Below are 16,632 nucleotides of genomic sequence, written 5' to 3'. Positions count from 1 at the left end.
CAAAACCTGATAAAATTCGTTACACTCCTGTTTATTCATACAGTTTCGGCGCCGGGGAAGCTTCTCGGCGCTGTTACGTTATCCGCTAACAGGAACCTGGAGAGCCTTTCTTGAGCCAGGAATACACAGAAGATAAAGAAGTTACCCTAAAGAAACTCAGCAGTGGCCGCCGGTTGCTGGAGGCTGTGTTGATTGTGGTAGCGATTTTTGCCGTTTACCTCATGGCTGCGCTGGTCAGTTTCAATCCATCTGATCCGAGCTGGTCACAGACCGCATGGCATGAGCCGATTCATAATCTGGGCGGTGGCGTAGGGGCCTGGCTGGCCGATACACTGTTCTTCACCTTCGGGGTGCTCGCCTACGCGATACCACCGATCATGATCATCCTGTGCTGGGTAGCATATCGCCAGCGCGACAGCGGTGATTATATTGACTATTTTGCGCTTTCACTGCGCCTGATCGGCACATTGGCGCTAGTACTCACCTCGTGTGGACTGGCGGCGCTCAACGTCGATGATCTCTATTACTTCGCCTCGGGCGGCGTGATCGGCAGTCTGCTGAGCAACGCCATGCTCCCCTGGTTCAATGGCATTGGCGCTACTTTGGCTTTGCTGTGCATATGGGCGGCCGGCCTGACGCTGTTCACCGGCTGGTCCTGGCTGGTGATAGCCGAGAAGATCGGCGGTGCGGTGCTGGGCGTGGCTACCTTTATGACCAACCGCTCGCGCCGTGACGAGGGTTATCATGACGATGACGATCGCTATGTCGATGAGCCGGAATCTGCAGGCAGCAAAGCTGCGCCAACGCTTACCGCGACTGCCGCCAACGCCAACGCCAGCGACAGCGACGACGTGCTGTTCTCTGCGCCTTCCGTAACCGAAAGCGCGCCGCAGGCGGCGGATCCGCTTGATACTCTGCGTGCCACCGACGATGAACAAACCGCCGTTGCCGAGGTTGCGCCTCAGGTTGCCACCACGGTAGCGGCGCCTACGGTCTCGCCGGCGGTGCCGACCGCTGCGGCGGTGACTGCTGCGCCACAGGCGCCGGCATCGGTCAGCCAGCAGCCAATGAGCGTCCAGCCGGACAACGCGCTGCCACCGTTGTATTCTTTTGAAATCCCAGAAGAAACGCCAACGCCGAAAACGCCGCGCCAGGTTGATCCCTATCAGGATGACGATGAGCCGCGGCTGGGCGACTGGCAAACTGCACCGGCCGCACCGCGTGAGTCATCGCCGTTTGATTTCTCTGCGGCGCAGCGCGACAGCGCCGAGGTTGAGGCGAGCAACGGCGTCGCTGCTTCGCCGGCTGACGGCAAGCCGCAGGTTGACGCTGCCGCCAATGCTGCTACTGCCGCCGCAGCCAGCGTTGCCGCCAATACCTTTATGCCGGCATTCAGCGCTACCAGCGACGCCGGCGCGCAGGTAAAACAGGGTATAGGCCCTGAACTGCCTCGGCCAAACCCGGTGCGTATCCCGACGCGCCGCGAACTGGCTTCCTATGGTATCAAGCTGCCTTCGCAGCGAATGGCCGAACAGGAACAGCGCAGCCGCGACGAAGCGCCTCAACCTGCTGCCAGCGTGAACCCGCAGGACGATGAGGCGCTGCAAGAGGCCGCACTGCGTCAGGCATTCGCCGAGCAACAAAGCCAGCGCTATGGCGAGCAACTTCCGCAGGATGATGAAGAGGCGTTGCAAGAGGCCGCGCTGCGTCAGGCATTTGCGCAACAGCAGCAGGCGCGTTACGCCGAAACGTCGCAGCCGCAAGCCGAGCCGGCATCACGTCCGGTTGATACCAGCAATGCGTTCAGCTTCTCGCCGATTGACGATCTGGTTGATAATGGCCCGAGCGAGCCGCTGTTTACCCTTTCGCCGCAGGCGGAAGCGGGGCAGCCCGAGCAGCAGCCTCATCAGGTTCAGCCGCAGCAGCAGGCCTATCAGGCTCAGCCGCAACAATCTGCGCAGCAGCCTTATCAGCAGCCGCAACAGCAGTCCTATCAGCCGCCGGTGCAGCCTGCCGCAGTACAACCAGCGGAACAACCGCCACATTACGGGCAGCAACAACCGCAATCGCAACCTTATCAGGCTCAGCCACAGCAACCTGCGCAGCAAGCCTATCAACAGCAGCAACCGCAGGCTCAGCAACAGGCCTATCAGCCGCCGGCGCAACCTGCCACGCCGCAGCAGCCGGCCATGGATAGCCTGATCCACCCGTTCCTGATGCGTAACGATCAACCGTTGCAAAAACCTACCACGCCGTTGCCAACGCTGGATCTGCTGACCGAGGCGCCAAAAGAAGTCGAGCCGGTGGACTCGTTCGCACTCGAGCAAAAGGCGCGTCTGGTTGAAGCCAGCCTGGCGGATTACCGCGTGAAGGCCGACGTGGTCGATATTCTACCTGGGCCGGTAATTACCCGCTTTGAACTGGATTTGGCACCAGGGGTGAAGGCTGCACGCATCTCCAACCTGTCACGCGACCTGGCACGTTCGTTGTCGACGCCGGCAGTCCGCGTGGTGGAAGTCATACCCGGCAAACCTTATGTTGGCCTGGAACTGCCGAATGCCAAGCGCCAGACGGTATATCTGCGTGAAGTGCTCGATTGTCCGGCGTTCCGTGATAATCCGTCGCCGCTGTCAATCGTGCTGGGCAAGGATATTTCCGGCGAGCCGGTGGTGGCGGATCTGGGCAAAATGCCTCACCTGCTGGTGGCCGGTACTACCGGCTCCGGTAAGTCGGTGGGCGTTAACGCCATGATCCTCAGCATCCTGTATAAAGCCACGCCGAAGGAAGTGCGCTTTATCATGATCGACCCGAAAATGCTCGAGCTGTCGGTCTATGAAGGCATTCCGCATCTGTTGACCGATGTGGTTACCGACATGAAGGACGCCGCCAATGCCTTGCGCTGGTGCGTCGCCGAAATGGAGCGTCGTTACAAGCTGATGTCCGCACTGGGCGTGCGTAATATCGCCGGCTACAACGAGCGCGTCGATCAGGCCGAAGCGATGGGGCGGCCAATCCCGGATCCATTCTGGAAGCCGAGCGACAGCATGGACATCACGCCGCCGGTACTGGAGAAAGAACCATACATCGTGGTAATGGTCGACGAATTTGCCGATCTGATCATGACGGTCGGCAAGAAGGTCGAAGAGCTGATTGCCCGTCTGGCGCAGAAAGCGCGTGCGGCCGGTATTCATCTGGTGCTGGCGACCCAGCGTCCTTCGGTGGACGTTATTACCGGGTTGATCAAAGCCAACATTCCGACGCGTATCGCCTTTACCGTGTCGAGCAAGATTGACTCGCGCACCATTCTCGATCAGGGCGGTGCCGAATCCTTGCTGGGGATGGGTGACATGCTGTACCTGGCGCCCAACTCTTCCATTCCGGTGCGTGTGCACGGCGCCTTTGTGCGCGATCAGGAAGTGCATGCGGTGGTCAAGGATTGGAAAGCGCGTGAGCGGCCCCAATATAAAGAAGGTATCCTCAGCGCCGGTGACGATGGCGAAGGCGGTGCCGGGGGCGGTATCGATGGTGATGAAGAGCTGGATCCGCTGTTCGATCAGGCGGTGGAGTTTGTGGTCGACAAACGTCGCGCCTCTATCTCCGGCGTACAACGCCAGTTCCGTATTGGTTATAACCGCGCGGCGCGTATCATCGAACAGATGGAAGCGCAGGGCATCGTCAGTGAACAGGGCCACAACGGCAACCGTGAGGTGCTGGCACCGCCACGGCATGAATGATTGCTGACTAATCGTTGAAACTCATAAAGGGCCGCTCTGCGGCCCTTGTGCAAAGAAGCGTAAAACCGCGCCTTCTCGGAATATTGACCGTTTTGCCGCCTGCCGGCATTCGGTAGAGTGGAGGCGTTACGGGTCATTTTATCCGCATGGGCTTACCCTGCGGTAAACGCATTGAATAAGGTATCTGGAATAATGAAAAAACTGTTAGTTGCCTGTTGTCTGCTGTCCGGGTTCGCTTCTACTTCTGTGCTGGCCGATGCCGCACAGGATCTGCAGACCCGCCTGGCGAAAGTGAACAGTTTCCACGCCAGCTTTACCCAGACCGTGACCGGCGGCGATGGTTCGGCGGTGCAGCAGGGTGAAGGCGAACTCTGGGTCAAGCGCCCAAATCTGTTTAACTGGCACATGACCTCGCCGGATGAAAGCGTGCTGGTTTCCGACGGTGAAACGCTGTGGTTCTATAATCCCTTTGTCGAGCAGGTTACGGCAACATGGCTGAAAAGCGCCACCGGTAATACGCCGTTCATGTTGATCACCCGCAACAGCCCAAGTGACTGGAAGCAGTACAACATCAAACAGAAAGGCGATGATTTTGAACTGACGCCGAAGTCCAGCAGCGGTAACCTGAAGCAGTTTGCGATTTCAGTGACCAATAGCGGGACCATCAAGAGCTTTGCGGCGGTAGAACAAGACGGCCAGCGTAGCGCTTATGCGTTGAAAAGCCAGCAGAATACCGCAGTTGACGCCGGCAAATTCAAATTTACCCCGCCGAAGGGGGTGACGCTGGACGACCAGCGCCAGTGAGGTTTGCGTGAGTAATAATCTGTCGCTCGACTTTTCCCATAATGAATTCCAACCGTTGGCTGCGCGTATGCGGCCAACAACGTTGGCGCAGTACATCGGTCAACAGCATCTGCTGGCGCCGGGCAAACCGTTGCCGCGGGCCATTGAGGCCGGGCAATTGCATTCGATGATTCTATGGGGGCCGCCCGGTACCGGGAAAACGACGTTGGCAGAACTGATTGGCCGTTATGGCCAGGCCGATGTAGAGCGCATCTCTGCCGTGACCTCTGGCATCAAGGAGATCCGCGAGGCAATCGAGCGCGCGCGGCAGAACCGCGATGCGGGGCGCCGCACTATTCTGTTCGTCGACGAAGTACACCGCTTCAACAAGAGTCAGCAGGATGCCTTTCTGCCGCACATTGAAGACGGTACCATCACCTTTATCGGTGCCACCACGGAAAACCCGTCCTTCGAACTGAATTCGGCGTTATTGTCGCGTGCGCGCGTCTATTTGCTGAAAGCGTTGACCGCCGATGATATCAGCCAGGTGCTGGACCAGGCGATGAACGACAGCAGCCGTGGTTTTGGCGACCAGAATATCGTCTTGCCAGAAGAGACCCGGCGCATGTTGTCGGAACTGGTCGGCGGTGACGCTCGCCGTGCGCTAAACAGCCTGGAAATGATGGCAGACATGGCGGAGGTCAACGATCGGGGCCAGCGGGTGCTGACGGCGGAACTGCTGAAAGAAGTTTCCGGTGAACGCAGCGCGCGCTTTGATAATAAAGGCGACCGTTATTACGATCTGATTTCTGCTCTGCATAAATCGGTACGCGGCTCGGCACCGGACGCGGCCCTGTACTGGTATGCGCGCATCATTACCGCCGGCGGCGATCCGCTCTATGTGGCACGCCGCCTGCTGGCGATTGCGTCGGAAGACGTCGGCAACGCCGATCCACGCGGCATGCAGGTGGCGATTGCCGCCTGGGATTGCTTCACCCGCGTCGGCCCGGCAGAAGGCGAGCGGGCGATCGCCCAGGCTATCGTCTATCTGGCCTGTGCACCGAAAAGCAACGCGGTATATACCGCCTTTAAGGCAGCCATGCGCGATGCCAAAGAGATGGCCGACTACGATGTGCCGGAACACCTGCGTAACGCGCCGACCAAGTTGATGAAAGAAATGGGCCTGGGTGCGGAATACCGCTACGCGCACGATGAACCCAATGCGTACGCTGCCGGCGAGAATTATTTCCCGCCTGAAATGGCCAATACGCGCTACTATCAACCGACCGCGCGCGGTCTGGAAGGTAAAATCGGCGAAAAGTTGGCATGGCTCGCTGAGCAGGATCAAAATAGCCAGACAAAACGCTACCGCTAGCGTTGCCGTTGCGGTAAGGTTAGCAGGTACCATTCTTCCTTTATGCGGCTTTTCATTAGCGGCATAGAACGACAAATTTTCTTTCAATAACAACAAGCACAGGATTAGCATGCTCGATCCCAATCTGCTGCGTAACGAGCTAGACGCAGTCGCCGAAAAACTGGCTCGCAGAGGCTTTAAACTCGATCTGGATTTGCTGCGTTCACAAGAAGAACGCCGCAAGGTGTTGCAGGTAGCAACCGAAACGCTGCAAGCAGAACGTAACTCCCGATCGAAATCCATCGGCGCGGCGAAAGCGCGCGGGGAAGACATTGAGCCGCTGCGTCGCGAAGTTAACGATCTGGGTGAAAAGCTGGATGCCGCCAAGGCGGAGCTGGACAAGCTGCAAAGTGAAATCCGCGACTACGCGCTGGCATTGCCTAATCTGCCGGATGATTCTGTGCCGAACGGCAAAGACGAGAGCGAAAACCAGGAAGTCAGCCGCTGGGGCGAACCACGGCAGTATGATTTCAGCGTGCGCGATCACGTAGAGCTGGGCGAAATGGCCGGCGGTCTTGACTTTGCCTCGGCGGTCAAGCTGACTGGCGCGCGCTTTGTGGTGATGAAAGGGCAGATAGCCCGCATGCACCGTGCGCTGGCGCAGTTTATGCTGGATCTGCACACTGAACAGCACGGTTACCTGGAAACCTACGTACCGTATCTGGTCAACCACGCGACGCTGTACGGTACTGGGCAATTGCCGAAGTTTGGTGAAGATCTGTTCCACACCAAGCCGCTGGAAGAAGAATCCGACAGCAGCAATTATGCGCTGATCCCGACAGCAGAAGTTCCGCTGACCAACCTGGTACGCGACGAAATCCTGGAAGAAGAATCCCTGCCGTTAAAAATGACCGCGCATACGCCTTGCTTCCGTTCCGAAGCCGGCTCCTATGGGCGTGATACCCGTGGGCTGATCCGTATGCACCAGTTCGATAAAGTCGAGATGGTGCAGATTGTGCGTCCGGAAGACTCGATGGATGCACTGGAAGAACTGACCGGTCATGCCGAGAAAGTGTTGCAGCTGTTGAACCTGCCATACCGCAAGGTGCTGCTGTGCACCGGCGATATGGGCTTTGGTTCCAGCAAAACCTACGATTTGGAAGTATGGCTGCCGGCGCAAAACACCTACCGTGAGATCTCCTCATGTTCCAACATGTGGGATTTCCAGGCGCGTCGCATGCAGGCGCGCTGCCGTAATAAAACCGAGAAAAAACCGCGACTGGTGCATACCCTGAACGGTTCCGGTTTGGCGGTTGGCCGTACCCTGGTGGCAGTGCTGGAAAACTATCAGCAAGCCGATGGTCGTATCCAGGTGCCTGAGGTATTGCGTCCGTACATGGGCGGTCTGGAATACATTGGTTAATAAACTATCGATCCCACTAAAAGCGCCTTAGGGCGCTTTTTTTTTCACTCGGCGCTGACGGTTCGGGTGAAAGTCCTGCTGCCGGCAAATCTTTCCCGCTTTATTGATAGCAAACAAAGTTTGCTACTCATTTCTGGGTAATATCCCTCGTTATGGAGGGGGTATTTCGTTGCAATAAAATTACAGACGCATTCTCAGCACTCCTCCAGCCATCTCTGCATCATCAGACAAGGCATTCCCCAGGGTTGGGGTAAATTTGGAGTGAGCGTATGTCGGAAACTAAAACGAGAGTGCTGACCAGAGAAATCAGTCGTCGGACATTGGTGAAAACCGGCTCGATGGCAGGGCTGGCACTGGCCGCCGGTGGCATATCATTGCCATTTAGCCGTCGGGTGCTGGCGGAAAAGGCCAGTCATGCGGCGGAAAAAACCGTCGAGGACAAAGTGGTGTGGGGGGCGTGTTCGGTTAACTGCGGCAGCCGTTGTGCGTTGCGTCTGCATGTGCGTGACGACGAAGTCTACTGGGTGGAAACGGATAATACCGGTACCGACAGTTATGGTGACCATCAGGTTCGCGCCTGTTTGCGTGGCCGTTCCATTCGGCGTCGTATGAACCACCCTGAACGACTCAACTACCCGATGAAGCGCGTAGGTAAACGCGGCGAAGGCAAATTCAAACGCATCAGCTGGGAGCAGGCTTACAGCGAGATTGTCAGCAACCTGCAACGTATCGTTGCCAGCTATGGCAACAAAGCGGTTTATATCAATTATACTTCCGGCATCGTCGGCGGCAATATCACCCGTTCATCCCCCTATGCCTCGCTGGTGGCGCGCTTGATGAACTGCTACGGCGGTTTTCTCAGCCATTACGGCACCTACAGCACCGCGCAGATCGCCTGCGCCATGCCATATACCTACGGCAGTAACCTGGGCAACAGCACCTCGGATATCGAAAACAGCAAGTTGGTCGTGCTGTTCGGTAATAATCCGGCTGAAACCCGGATGAGCGGCGGTGGCATCACCTATTATCTGGAACAGGCGCGCGAACGTTCCAACGCGCGGATGATCGTTATAGATCCCCGCTATACCGATACCGCTGCTGGCCGTGAGGATGAATGGATCCCGATTCGTCCGGGTACCGACGCCGCGTTGGTTGCCGGCATGGCGCACGTGTTGATCGGCGAAAACCTGGTCGATCAACCGTTTCTGGATACCTATTGCGTTGGCTATGATGAAAAAACCTTGCCCGCCGGTGCGCCAGCCAACGGTCATTACAAAGCTTACATCCTTGGTCAGGGGGATGACGGCATTGAAAAGACCCCTGCCTGGGCGGAAAAGATCACCGGTATTCCTGCTGAACGCATCATCAAGCTGGCGCGAGAGGTTGGCAGCGCCAAGCCGGCTTATATCTCCCAGGGATGGGGGCCACAGCGCCAGGCCAACGGCGAGTTGACCGCACGGGCCATCGCCATGTTGCCTATTTTAACCGGTAACGTCGGTATAAACGGCGGCAATAGCGGCGCGCGCGAGTCTACCTATACCATCACTATCGAACGTATGCCGGTACTGGAAAACCCGGTTAAGACGCAAATATCCTGTTTTAGCTGGACCGATGCCATCATGCGCGGGCAGGACATGACCGCTACAGGCGACGGCGTGCGCGGTGCGGACAAGCTGGGTGTGCCTATCAAGTTCATCTGGAACTATGCTGGCAATACCCTTACCAATCAGCATTCGGACATCAATAAAACCCATGAAATTTTGCAGGATGACGGTCGGTGCGAAATGATTGTGGTGTTGGAAAACTTTATGACGGATTCGGCGAAATACGCCGATATCCTACTGCCTGATCTGATGACCGTCGAACAGGAAGATATTATTCCCAACGACTATGCCGGCAATATGGGATATCTGATATTCATTCAGCCCGCCACCTCCGCCAAGTTTGAACGCAAGCCAATTTATACCGTGATGAGTGAAATAGCGCGTCGTCTGGGGCCGGAGGTGTATCAGAAATTCACCGAAGGGCGCACGCAGGAACAATGGCTACGCTACCTGTATGCCAAAATGCAGGCGCGCGATCCGCAACTGCCGTCCTATGAAGCGCTGCGTCAGATGGGAATTTATAAGCGCAAAGATCCGGCCGGCCATTTTGTTGCCTATCAGCAGTTCCGCCAGGATCCACAGACCCACCCGCTCAAAACACCCTCCGGCAAGATTGAAATCTATTCCGCCCGGTTGGCCGAAATTGCCGGTAGTTGGCAACTGCAACCCGACGAAACCATCAGTCCGTTACCGGTTTACGCTTCAACCTTTGAAGGTTGGGACGATCCGCTGCGACAGGACTATCCGCTGCAAATGTTTGGTTTCCATTATAAGGCACGCACCCATTCTACCTACGCCAACATTGATGTGTTGCAGGCTGCCTGCCGGCAGGAGGTGTGGATCAACCCGCTGGATGCGCAAACGCGTAATATCGCGCAAGGCGATATGGTGCGGGTATTCAACCAGCGCGGCGAGATACGCGTGGCCGCCAAAGTGACGCCACGCATCATGCCCGGGGTGGTCGCCATGGGCCAGGGGGCCTGGCATCAGGCCAACATGAAGGGCGACCGTATCGATCATGGCGCCTGTATGAACACCCTGACCACTCACCGGCCTTCGCCACTGGCAAAAGGCAATCCGCAGCATACCAATCTGATTCAAATCGAGAAGCTGTAACCGAGGGTTGACGCCCATTTTTGCAATTATTGTTGCCGCAGCTTGGCAGTGCGGCGAATTGAAGCAACCCAGAGCGATATCATTATGAGTGAAAAAGAAACACCAGCCCGGTCCGGTTTTGCGTGCACCAGGCGCAAATTGGTGAAGAATACCGCCATTGGCAGTCTGGCACTGATGGCTGGCGGCATTACACTGCCGTTCACGCGTCGAGCGGTGGCGCAGGACGCCGCGAATGCGCCGACAAGCTCTCAACCCGATGAGCAGATTGTCTGGAGTGCGTGCACCGTTAACTGTGGCAGCCGTTGCCCGCTGCGCATGCATGTGGCGGACGGTGAAATTTGTTACGTCGAAACCGATAACACCGGCAGCGATGAATATGAAGGACTGCATCAGGTGCGCGCCTGTCTGCGCGGCCGCTCGATGCGGCGTCGAGTGTATAACCCAGACCGACTGAAGTATCCGATGCTGCGGGTCGGCAGGCGCGGGGAGGGTAAATTCAAGCGCATCAGTTGGGAGGAAGCCTTCGCGCGCGTTAGCGACAACCTCCAGCGGATCATTCGCGATTACGGCAACGAAGCGATTTACCTTAATTATGGTACCGGCACCCTGGGTGGCACCATGACCCGCTCATGGCCGCCGGGCGCGACGCTGATCGCCCGGCTGATGAATTGCTGCGGCGGTTATTTAAATCACTATGGCGATTACAGTTCGGCACAGATTGCCGCAGGTCTCAACTACACCTACGGCGGTTGGGCCGACGGCAATAGCCCGACCGACATAGAAAACAGCAAGCTGGTGGTGATGTTCGGCAATAATCCCGGCGAAACCCGTATGAGCGGCGGCGGGGTGACTTATCTGCTGGAGCAGGCGCGCGAACGCTCTAATGCGCGGCTGATTGTCATTGATCCCAGATATACCGATACCGCTGCTGGCCGTGAGGATGAATGGATCCCGATCCGTCCAGGAACTGATGCGGCACTGGTCGCCGGTATGGCGCACGTGTTGATCGGCGAAAAGCTGGTCGACCAGCCGTTTCTGGACACCTATTGCGTTGGTTACGATGAAAAAACCTTGCCCGCCGGTGCGCCGGCCAATGGCCATTACAAGGCTTATATTCTGGGGCAGGGCGACGACGGCATCGAGAAAACCCCTGCCTGGGCGGAAAAGATCACCGGTATTCCAGCAGCGCGCATCATCAAGCTGGCACGTGAGATCGGCAGCAGCAAACCGGCTTATATCTGTCAGGGGTGGGGGCCGCAGCGCCATGCCAACGGAGAAATCACCACTCGTGCCATCGCCATGCTGGCGATCCTGACCGGCAACGTGGGGATTAACGGCGGGAACAGCGGTGCGCGAGAAGGGTCGTACAGCCTGCCGTTTGTCCGAATGCCGACGCTGGAAAATCCGGTAAAAACCAGTATTTCGATGTTCTTGTGGACCGATGCTATCTGGCGTGGCCCGGAAATGACCGCCAAACGGGATGGGGTGCGTGGTAAGGACAAGCTGGATGTGCCGATCAAGTTCATCTGGAACTACGCTGGTAACTGCCTGATCAATCAGCATTCGGATATTAACCGTACCCATGACATTTTGCAGGATGAACAACAGTGCGAAATGATCGTGGTAATTGATAACCACATGACTTCTTCGGCGAAATATGCCGACCTGATCCTGCCGGATTGCACCGCGTCAGAACAGATGGATTTCTGTCTGGATGCCTCCAGCGGCAATATGGGATATGTGATTTTCGCCAATCAGGCAATCAAACCGCGTTTTGAATGCAAGACCATTTATGACATCACCAGCGAGCTCGCCAAACGTATGGGGGTTGAGCAACCATTCACCGAAGGGCGCAGCCAGGAACAGTGGCTGCGCCATCTGTATCAACAATCGCGCGACAGGATCCCGGGGTTGCCGAGCTTTGAACAGTTTCTGACTCAGGGGATTTACAAGCAACGCGATCCGGACGGTCATCATGTTGCCTACCGCGCTTTCCGTGCCGATCCGCTGGCTAATCCACTGACTACGCCGTCGGGCAAGATTGAAATCTACTCTGCGGCACTGGCCGAACTGGCCGCCAACTGGGAATTGGCCAAGGACGACGTGATTCACCCCTTGCCGGTCTATGCCGCCGGTTTCGAGAATTACGACGATCCGTTGGCCGGCCAATATCCGCTGCAATTGACCGGTTTTCACTACAAGGCGCGCACTCATTCCACCTATGGCAATGTCGACGTATTGCAAGCGGCCTGCCGCCAGGAAATGTGGATCAACCCGCTGGATGCCAAACAACGTGGCATCAACCACGGCGATCTGATTCGTGTCTTCAACCAGCGTGGTGAAGTGCGGATTAATGCCAAGGTCACGCCGCGCATGCGACCGGGGGTGGTGGCGCTGGGTGAAGGTGCCTGGTATTCCCCGGATGGCAGCCGTGTCGATCACGCCGGCAGCATTAACGTACTGACCAGCCAGCGGCCATCGCCACTGGCGAAGGGTAACCCGTCACATACCAACCTGGTACAGGTTGCCAAGGTTTAAGGAGTCGCTGATGACTACGCAATACGGATTTTTTATTGATTCAAGTCGTTGCACCGGCTGCAAAACCTGCGAGTTGGCATGCAAAGATTATAAAAACCTGACGCCTGACGTCAGCTTCCGCCGTATTTATGAATATGCCGGTGGCGATTGGCAGCAGGATGGGGACGGCTGGCAGCAAAATGTCTTTGCCTATTACCTGTCGATTGCCTGCAACCATTGTGAACAACCGGCTTGTACCCAAGTGTGTCCGACTGGGGCGATGCACAAGCGCGATGACGGCTTTGTGGTCGTCAATGAAGAGGTCTGCATTGGTTGCCGATATTGCCATATGGCCTGCCCCTATGGCGCGCCGCAGTACAACGCCGCCAAAGGGCATATGACCAAGTGTGATGGTTGCTATCAGCGGGTGGCGGACGGCAGGAAACCGATTTGCGTAGAGTCCTGTCCCCTGCGTGCGCTGGACTTTGGTCCGATTGACGAATTGCGCCAACAGCATGGTCAGTTAGCGCAGGTTGCTCCGCTGCCGGCGGCACATTTCACTAAGCCGAGCATTGTGCTCAAACCGAACGCCAACAGTCGGCCAACCGGCGACACTACTGGTCATCTGGCCAATCCGAAGGAGGTTTGACATGGGTATGGGATGGCATGAATGGCCGCTGATGCTGTTTACGGTATTAGGCCAATGCGTGGTGGGGGGCGTGCTGGTGATGGGATTGGCGCTGATTAAAGGGCAACTGACCGAGCGCGAAACGCAGGCGCTGCATCGTTCGATGTTCTTTCTATGGCTATTGATGGGGCTTGCCTTTGTTGCTTCCGTTCTGCACCTCGGCTCGCCGCTGCGGGCGTTTAACTCGCTCAATCGCGTGGGCGCTTCGGCGTTGAGCAATGAAATTGCCAGCGGTTCGCTGTTCTTTGCCGTGGGTGGCATTTACTGGCTGCTGGCGGTATTGCACAAGATGCCGCCAGCGCTGGGCAAGCTGTGGCTGGGGCTGACCATGTTGCTGGGCCTGCTGTTTGTCTATGCCATGACGCGGGTCTATCAGATAGATACGGTGCCGACCTGGTATAACGGTTACACTACGCTCGGCTTCTTCCTGACGGTGTTTATCACTGGGCCGATGCTGGGCATGCTGCTGTTGCAGGCAGCCGGGCTGACGTTGGCCTGGCGTAACACGCTGATGGTTATCAGCGTGGTTGCCCTGCTGATCGGCCTGGGCGCAGCGATGATGCAGGGTGGTGAATTGGCGACCATCAGCAGTTCGGTCCAGCAGGCGTCAGCATTGATTCCGCAGTATGGCCAGTTAATGGTCTGGCGTTTGGTACTGCTGGCGTTGGGGCTTGGTTGCTGGATCTGCCCGCAGTTACGCCGTGGTAACGCGAGCGTGGCGGCGTTAGCGCTCGGCTTGGTACTGGTGGTGGCCGGGGAACTGATTGGCCGCGGTGTATTTTACGGCCTGCACATGACCGTCGGTATGGCGGTGGCAGGCTAATATTGACTATGGGTGCCGTTTGCGCCACTGGATTTTACATCGTTTTGCGGCAGCAGCGGCGTGACCGTTGGCGGTCCGGCAAAAAACGGTGTGGACGTTGGCGACTGACGGTGCCCTGATGGAAATCTGATGCTTATGAAGCTTGATAATATTGCGTTAACCGGCCGTGTGCTGGGCGTATTGCTGTATGCGCCGCCTGAGAGTGATGAATGCCGCGCCTTGCTGGCAACGATGGCAGACCCGGCCTGGCTGACGGAGTGGCCTTATGGTGAGAACCAGGCTGCGGCGCAACTGATAGCCGAAGGCATTAAGGATCAACAGCCAGAGACGCTTTCCGAGGCCTATCAACGATTATTTGTCGGACCCTATGCCTTGCCGGCACCGCCGTGGGGCTCGGTCTATCTGGATAAAGAGAGCGTATTGTTCGGTGATTCTACGTTGCGGCTACGTAAGTGGTTGAGAAACAATGGTATTGATACGCAACGCGAACAGAACGAACCGGAAGATCATCTTGGCACCTTGCTGATGATGGCCGCCTGGCTGGCGGAAGAACAACAGGGCAGGTTGTTGCAGGAGTTATTGGCCCAGCATCTGTTGCCTTGGGCGCCACGTTTTCTGAGCTTGCTGGAACAGCATGCTGCCCATCCGTTCTATCTGGGACTGGCGCAGTTGGCGCAAAATACGCTGAGCGCATGGGCGCAAGAATGCAGCGAGCCGGTAGCCGAACTGGAGCTGTATTTCTGATGAAAAGTGAACAGCCCCTGAGTGCTGAAGGCAGCCAGCGTCGGCGGCTGTTCACCGGTTGGGTCGCGCGCGCCAGGCAGCCGGGGATTACCCCCACGCCGGGCGCGCTACCGCCCAGCGCACGTCCACCGCAAGCGTTGCCCGAGGCGCTGTTCTGCGCGGCCTGCAACGGCTGCGGTGACTGTAGTGACGCCTGTCCGTATGGGTTATTGACGGTGCAGCAGGGCAAGGTAGTGCTCAACGTTGAGTTTACCGAGTGCGATCATTGCCTGAAATGCACCTCGGCTTGCCAGACCGGCGCGTTACGCGCCGGCATGCCAGGCGACACTACCCTGCGGCCACAAATCAGTGCGAGCTGCCTGGGGCTGCGTGACAGCTGCCGGATGTGTGCCATCAGCTGTCCGCAACGGGCGTTGTCATTCAACCAGACGGTCCACGGCGAAGGGCAGTGGCAGTGCGACGATCGGCAATGCAATGGTTGCGGCCTGTGCAAATTGTCCTGCTTTCATGGTCATATTTTGCTGGTGCCCACCGGCGAAAAACGCCTGCCAACCAGCCTGTGAACGAGACACCAGAAATTTAATAAACATATTGTGCTGTCGTCATTGATTAGCTGATTGACTTTTTTATCGCCAGTGGCATGATGCGCGCATTCTCATTGCGTGTTCGGTCCCCATTCACTATGTCCGCATATTCTCGCCCAGTGCTACTCCTGCTCTGTGGCTTATTGTTGCTTACGGTTTCAATTGCTGTTTTAAATACTTTAGTTCCCCTTTGGTTAAATCATGCTCAATTGTCAACCTGGCAAGTCGGGATGATAGGTTCTGCTTATTTTACCGGCAATCTGGCGGGCACCCTGGTAGCAGGTAAACTGATCAAGCGTATTGGTTTCACCCGTAGTTATCATCTTGCCTGTCTGGTTTTTGCCGTTGCAACCGCCGGTATGGCGCTTTCCCTGGATTTCTGGAGCTGGATGGGCTGGCGTTTCTTTGCCGGCGTAGGGTGTTCCTGGATTTGGGTTATCGTTGAAAGTGCCTTGCTGCGCAGCGGCAACCTGAGCAATCGCGGCCAGCTGTTGGCTGCCTATATGATGGTGTATTACCTTGGTACGGTGCTGGGCCAACTGCTGCTGAGCATGCTGCCTACCCAGTTGCTCAGCGTATTGCCTTGGGTCACCGCCTTGGTGATCACCGCCATGCTGCCGATGTTGTTTGCGCGGGTTAACCGTACGGAAGATGAACCGCAGCAAGCGGCGGTCTGGCCGATGCTGAAGCGCCGCAGCGCACGTCTTGGCATCAATGGTTGCATTATTTCCGGCATTGTACTCGGTTCTCTGTATGGGTTAATGCCGTTGTATTTGTCGCATCAGGGTTTTAGTGATGCCAACGTCGGTTACTGGATGGCATTGCTGGTCAGCTCCGGCATCGTCGGGCAGTGGCCGGTCGGGCGCATGGCCGATCGCTACGGTCGGTTGCTGGTGTTGCGTATTCAGGTCTTCGTGGTGATTCTGGCCAGCGTGGCGATGCTGGGCAACTACGCGATGGCACCGTCTCTGTTTATCCTCGGCTGTGCCGGTTTCACCCTGTATCCGGTGGCGATGTCCTGGGCCTGTGAGAAGGCGATGCCGCATGAGCTGGTGGCGATGAACCAGGCGCTGTTGATGAGTTACACCATCGGCAGTCTGGTGGGGCCATCCATGACGGCGATGCTGATGCAGAACTATTCCGACCGTCTGCTGTTTGTGATGATTGCGGCCGTGGCGCTGGTATATCTGATGATGCTGCTGAAGAGGCCGGATCGCCATCACACGCCGCTGGCTGCCGCCTGAAACTAAAAAACCCGGAGC

At 57.0% G+C, this 16,632-nt stretch carries 11 protein-coding genes; all 11 read left to right on the top strand.

The genetic code is table 11. From position 1 onward, the window contains the following. Positions 1-110 precede the first annotated feature (110 nt). The 11 genes from NYE85_RS19010 (at position 111) to NYE85_RS18960 (ending at position 16,614) form a co-directional block, all read left to right on the top strand. Positions 111-3,734: a DNA translocase FtsK 4TM domain-containing protein gene (locus tag NYE85_RS19010; RefSeq protein WP_259006244.1), complete on the top strand. Its 3,624-nt coding sequence runs from the start codon at positions 111-113 to the stop codon at positions 3,732-3,734. A 192-nt stretch (positions 3,735-3,926) separates the two neighbouring features. Continuing rightward, a complete protein-coding gene (gene lolA / locus NYE85_RS19005; protein ID WP_259006243.1) occupies positions 3,927-4,538 on the top strand; it encodes an outer membrane lipoprotein chaperone LolA in 612 nt (203 codons plus the stop codon). Positions 4,539-4,605: 67 nt separating this feature from the next. Beyond that, on the top strand, positions 4,606-5,892 hold the full coding sequence (locus tag NYE85_RS19000) for a replication-associated recombination protein A (protein ID WP_259006378.1): 1,287 nt from the start codon (positions 4,606-4,608) through the stop codon (positions 5,890-5,892). Between the two features lie 109 nt (positions 5,893-6,001). Then, on the top strand, positions 6,002-7,294 hold the full coding sequence (gene serS, locus NYE85_RS18995) for a serine--tRNA ligase (protein ID WP_259006242.1): 1,293 nt from the start codon (positions 6,002-6,004) through the stop codon (positions 7,292-7,294). A 269-nt stretch (positions 7,295-7,563) separates the two neighbouring features. Continuing rightward, positions 7,564-10,014: a selenate/tellurate reductase subunit YnfE gene (ynfE, locus tag NYE85_RS18990; protein ID WP_259006241.1), complete on the top strand. Its 2,451-nt coding sequence runs from the start codon at positions 7,564-7,566 to the stop codon at positions 10,012-10,014. An 84-nt stretch (positions 10,015-10,098) separates the two neighbouring features. Further along, entirely contained in the window at positions 10,099-12,552 is a 2,454-nt protein-coding gene (dmsA, locus tag NYE85_RS18985; protein ID WP_259006240.1) for a dimethylsulfoxide reductase subunit A, read from the top strand. A 10-nt stretch (positions 12,553-12,562) separates the two neighbouring features. Then, positions 12,563-13,180, top strand: a complete 618-nt coding sequence (locus tag NYE85_RS18980) for a DMSO/selenate family reductase complex B subunit (RefSeq protein ID WP_259006239.1) — start codon at positions 12,563-12,565, stop codon at positions 13,178-13,180. Position 13,181: 1 nt separating this feature from the next. After that, positions 13,182-14,042, top strand: coding sequence for a dimethyl sulfoxide reductase anchor subunit (locus NYE85_RS18975; protein WP_259006238.1), 861 nt, complete (start codon positions 13,182-13,184; stop codon positions 14,040-14,042). 135 nt (positions 14,043-14,177) lie between these two features. Then, positions 14,178-14,786 carry a Tat proofreading chaperone DmsD gene (gene dmsD, locus NYE85_RS18970; RefSeq protein WP_259006237.1) on the top strand — a complete coding sequence of 203 codons (609 nt, stop codon included), beginning with the start codon at positions 14,178-14,180 and terminating at the stop codon, positions 14,784-14,786. Beyond that, complete coding sequence (locus NYE85_RS18965) at positions 14,786-15,349, top strand: 4Fe-4S dicluster domain-containing protein (protein WP_259006236.1); 564 nt, start codon at positions 14,786-14,788, stop codon at positions 15,347-15,349. Before dmsD ends, NYE85_RS18965 begins: the two co-directional genes overlap by 1 nt. A gap of 119 nt (positions 15,350-15,468) precedes the next feature. Further along, complete coding sequence (locus NYE85_RS18960) at positions 15,469-16,614, top strand: MFS transporter (protein ID WP_259006235.1); 1,146 nt, start codon at positions 15,469-15,471, stop codon at positions 16,612-16,614. The last annotated feature ends 18 nt before the right edge of the window (positions 16,615-16,632 follow it).

This window comes from Serratia sp. AKBS12 (assembly GCF_024793895.1).
Taxonomy (GTDB): Bacteria; Pseudomonadota; Gammaproteobacteria; order Enterobacterales; family Enterobacteriaceae; genus Serratia_F.
The sequence above is the reverse complement of the archived record's forward strand: the minus strand, read 5'-3'. Positions and strand labels throughout refer to the sequence as shown.

Excerpts from the sequence above, each read along its gene's own strand:
- lolA (WP_259006243.1), top strand. The coding sequence starts at position 3,927 with ATGAAAAAACTGTTAGTTGCCTGTTGTCTGCTGTCCGGGTTCGCTTCT.
- NYE85_RS19000 (WP_259006378.1), top strand. The coding sequence starts at position 4,606 with ATGCGGCCAACAACGTTGGCGCAGTACATCGGTCAACAGCATCTGCTG.
- serS (WP_259006242.1), top strand. The coding sequence starts at position 6,002 with ATGCTCGATCCCAATCTGCTGCGTAACGAGCTAGACGCAGTCGCCGAA.
- ynfE (WP_259006241.1), top strand. The coding sequence starts at position 7,564 with ATGTCGGAAACTAAAACGAGAGTGCTGACCAGAGAAATCAGTCGTCGG.
- dmsA (WP_259006240.1), top strand. The coding sequence starts at position 10,099 with ATGAGTGAAAAAGAAACACCAGCCCGGTCCGGTTTTGCGTGCACCAGG.
- NYE85_RS18980 (WP_259006239.1), top strand. The coding sequence starts at position 12,563 with ATGACTACGCAATACGGATTTTTTATTGATTCAAGTCGTTGCACCGGC.
- NYE85_RS18975 (WP_259006238.1), top strand. The coding sequence starts at position 13,182 with ATGGGTATGGGATGGCATGAATGGCCGCTGATGCTGTTTACGGTATTA.
- dmsD (WP_259006237.1), top strand. The coding sequence starts at position 14,178 with ATGAAGCTTGATAATATTGCGTTAACCGGCCGTGTGCTGGGCGTATTG.
- NYE85_RS18965 (WP_259006236.1), top strand. The coding sequence starts at position 14,786 with ATGAAAAGTGAACAGCCCCTGAGTGCTGAAGGCAGCCAGCGTCGGCGG.
- NYE85_RS18960 (WP_259006235.1), top strand. The coding sequence starts at position 15,469 with ATGTCCGCATATTCTCGCCCAGTGCTACTCCTGCTCTGTGGCTTATTG.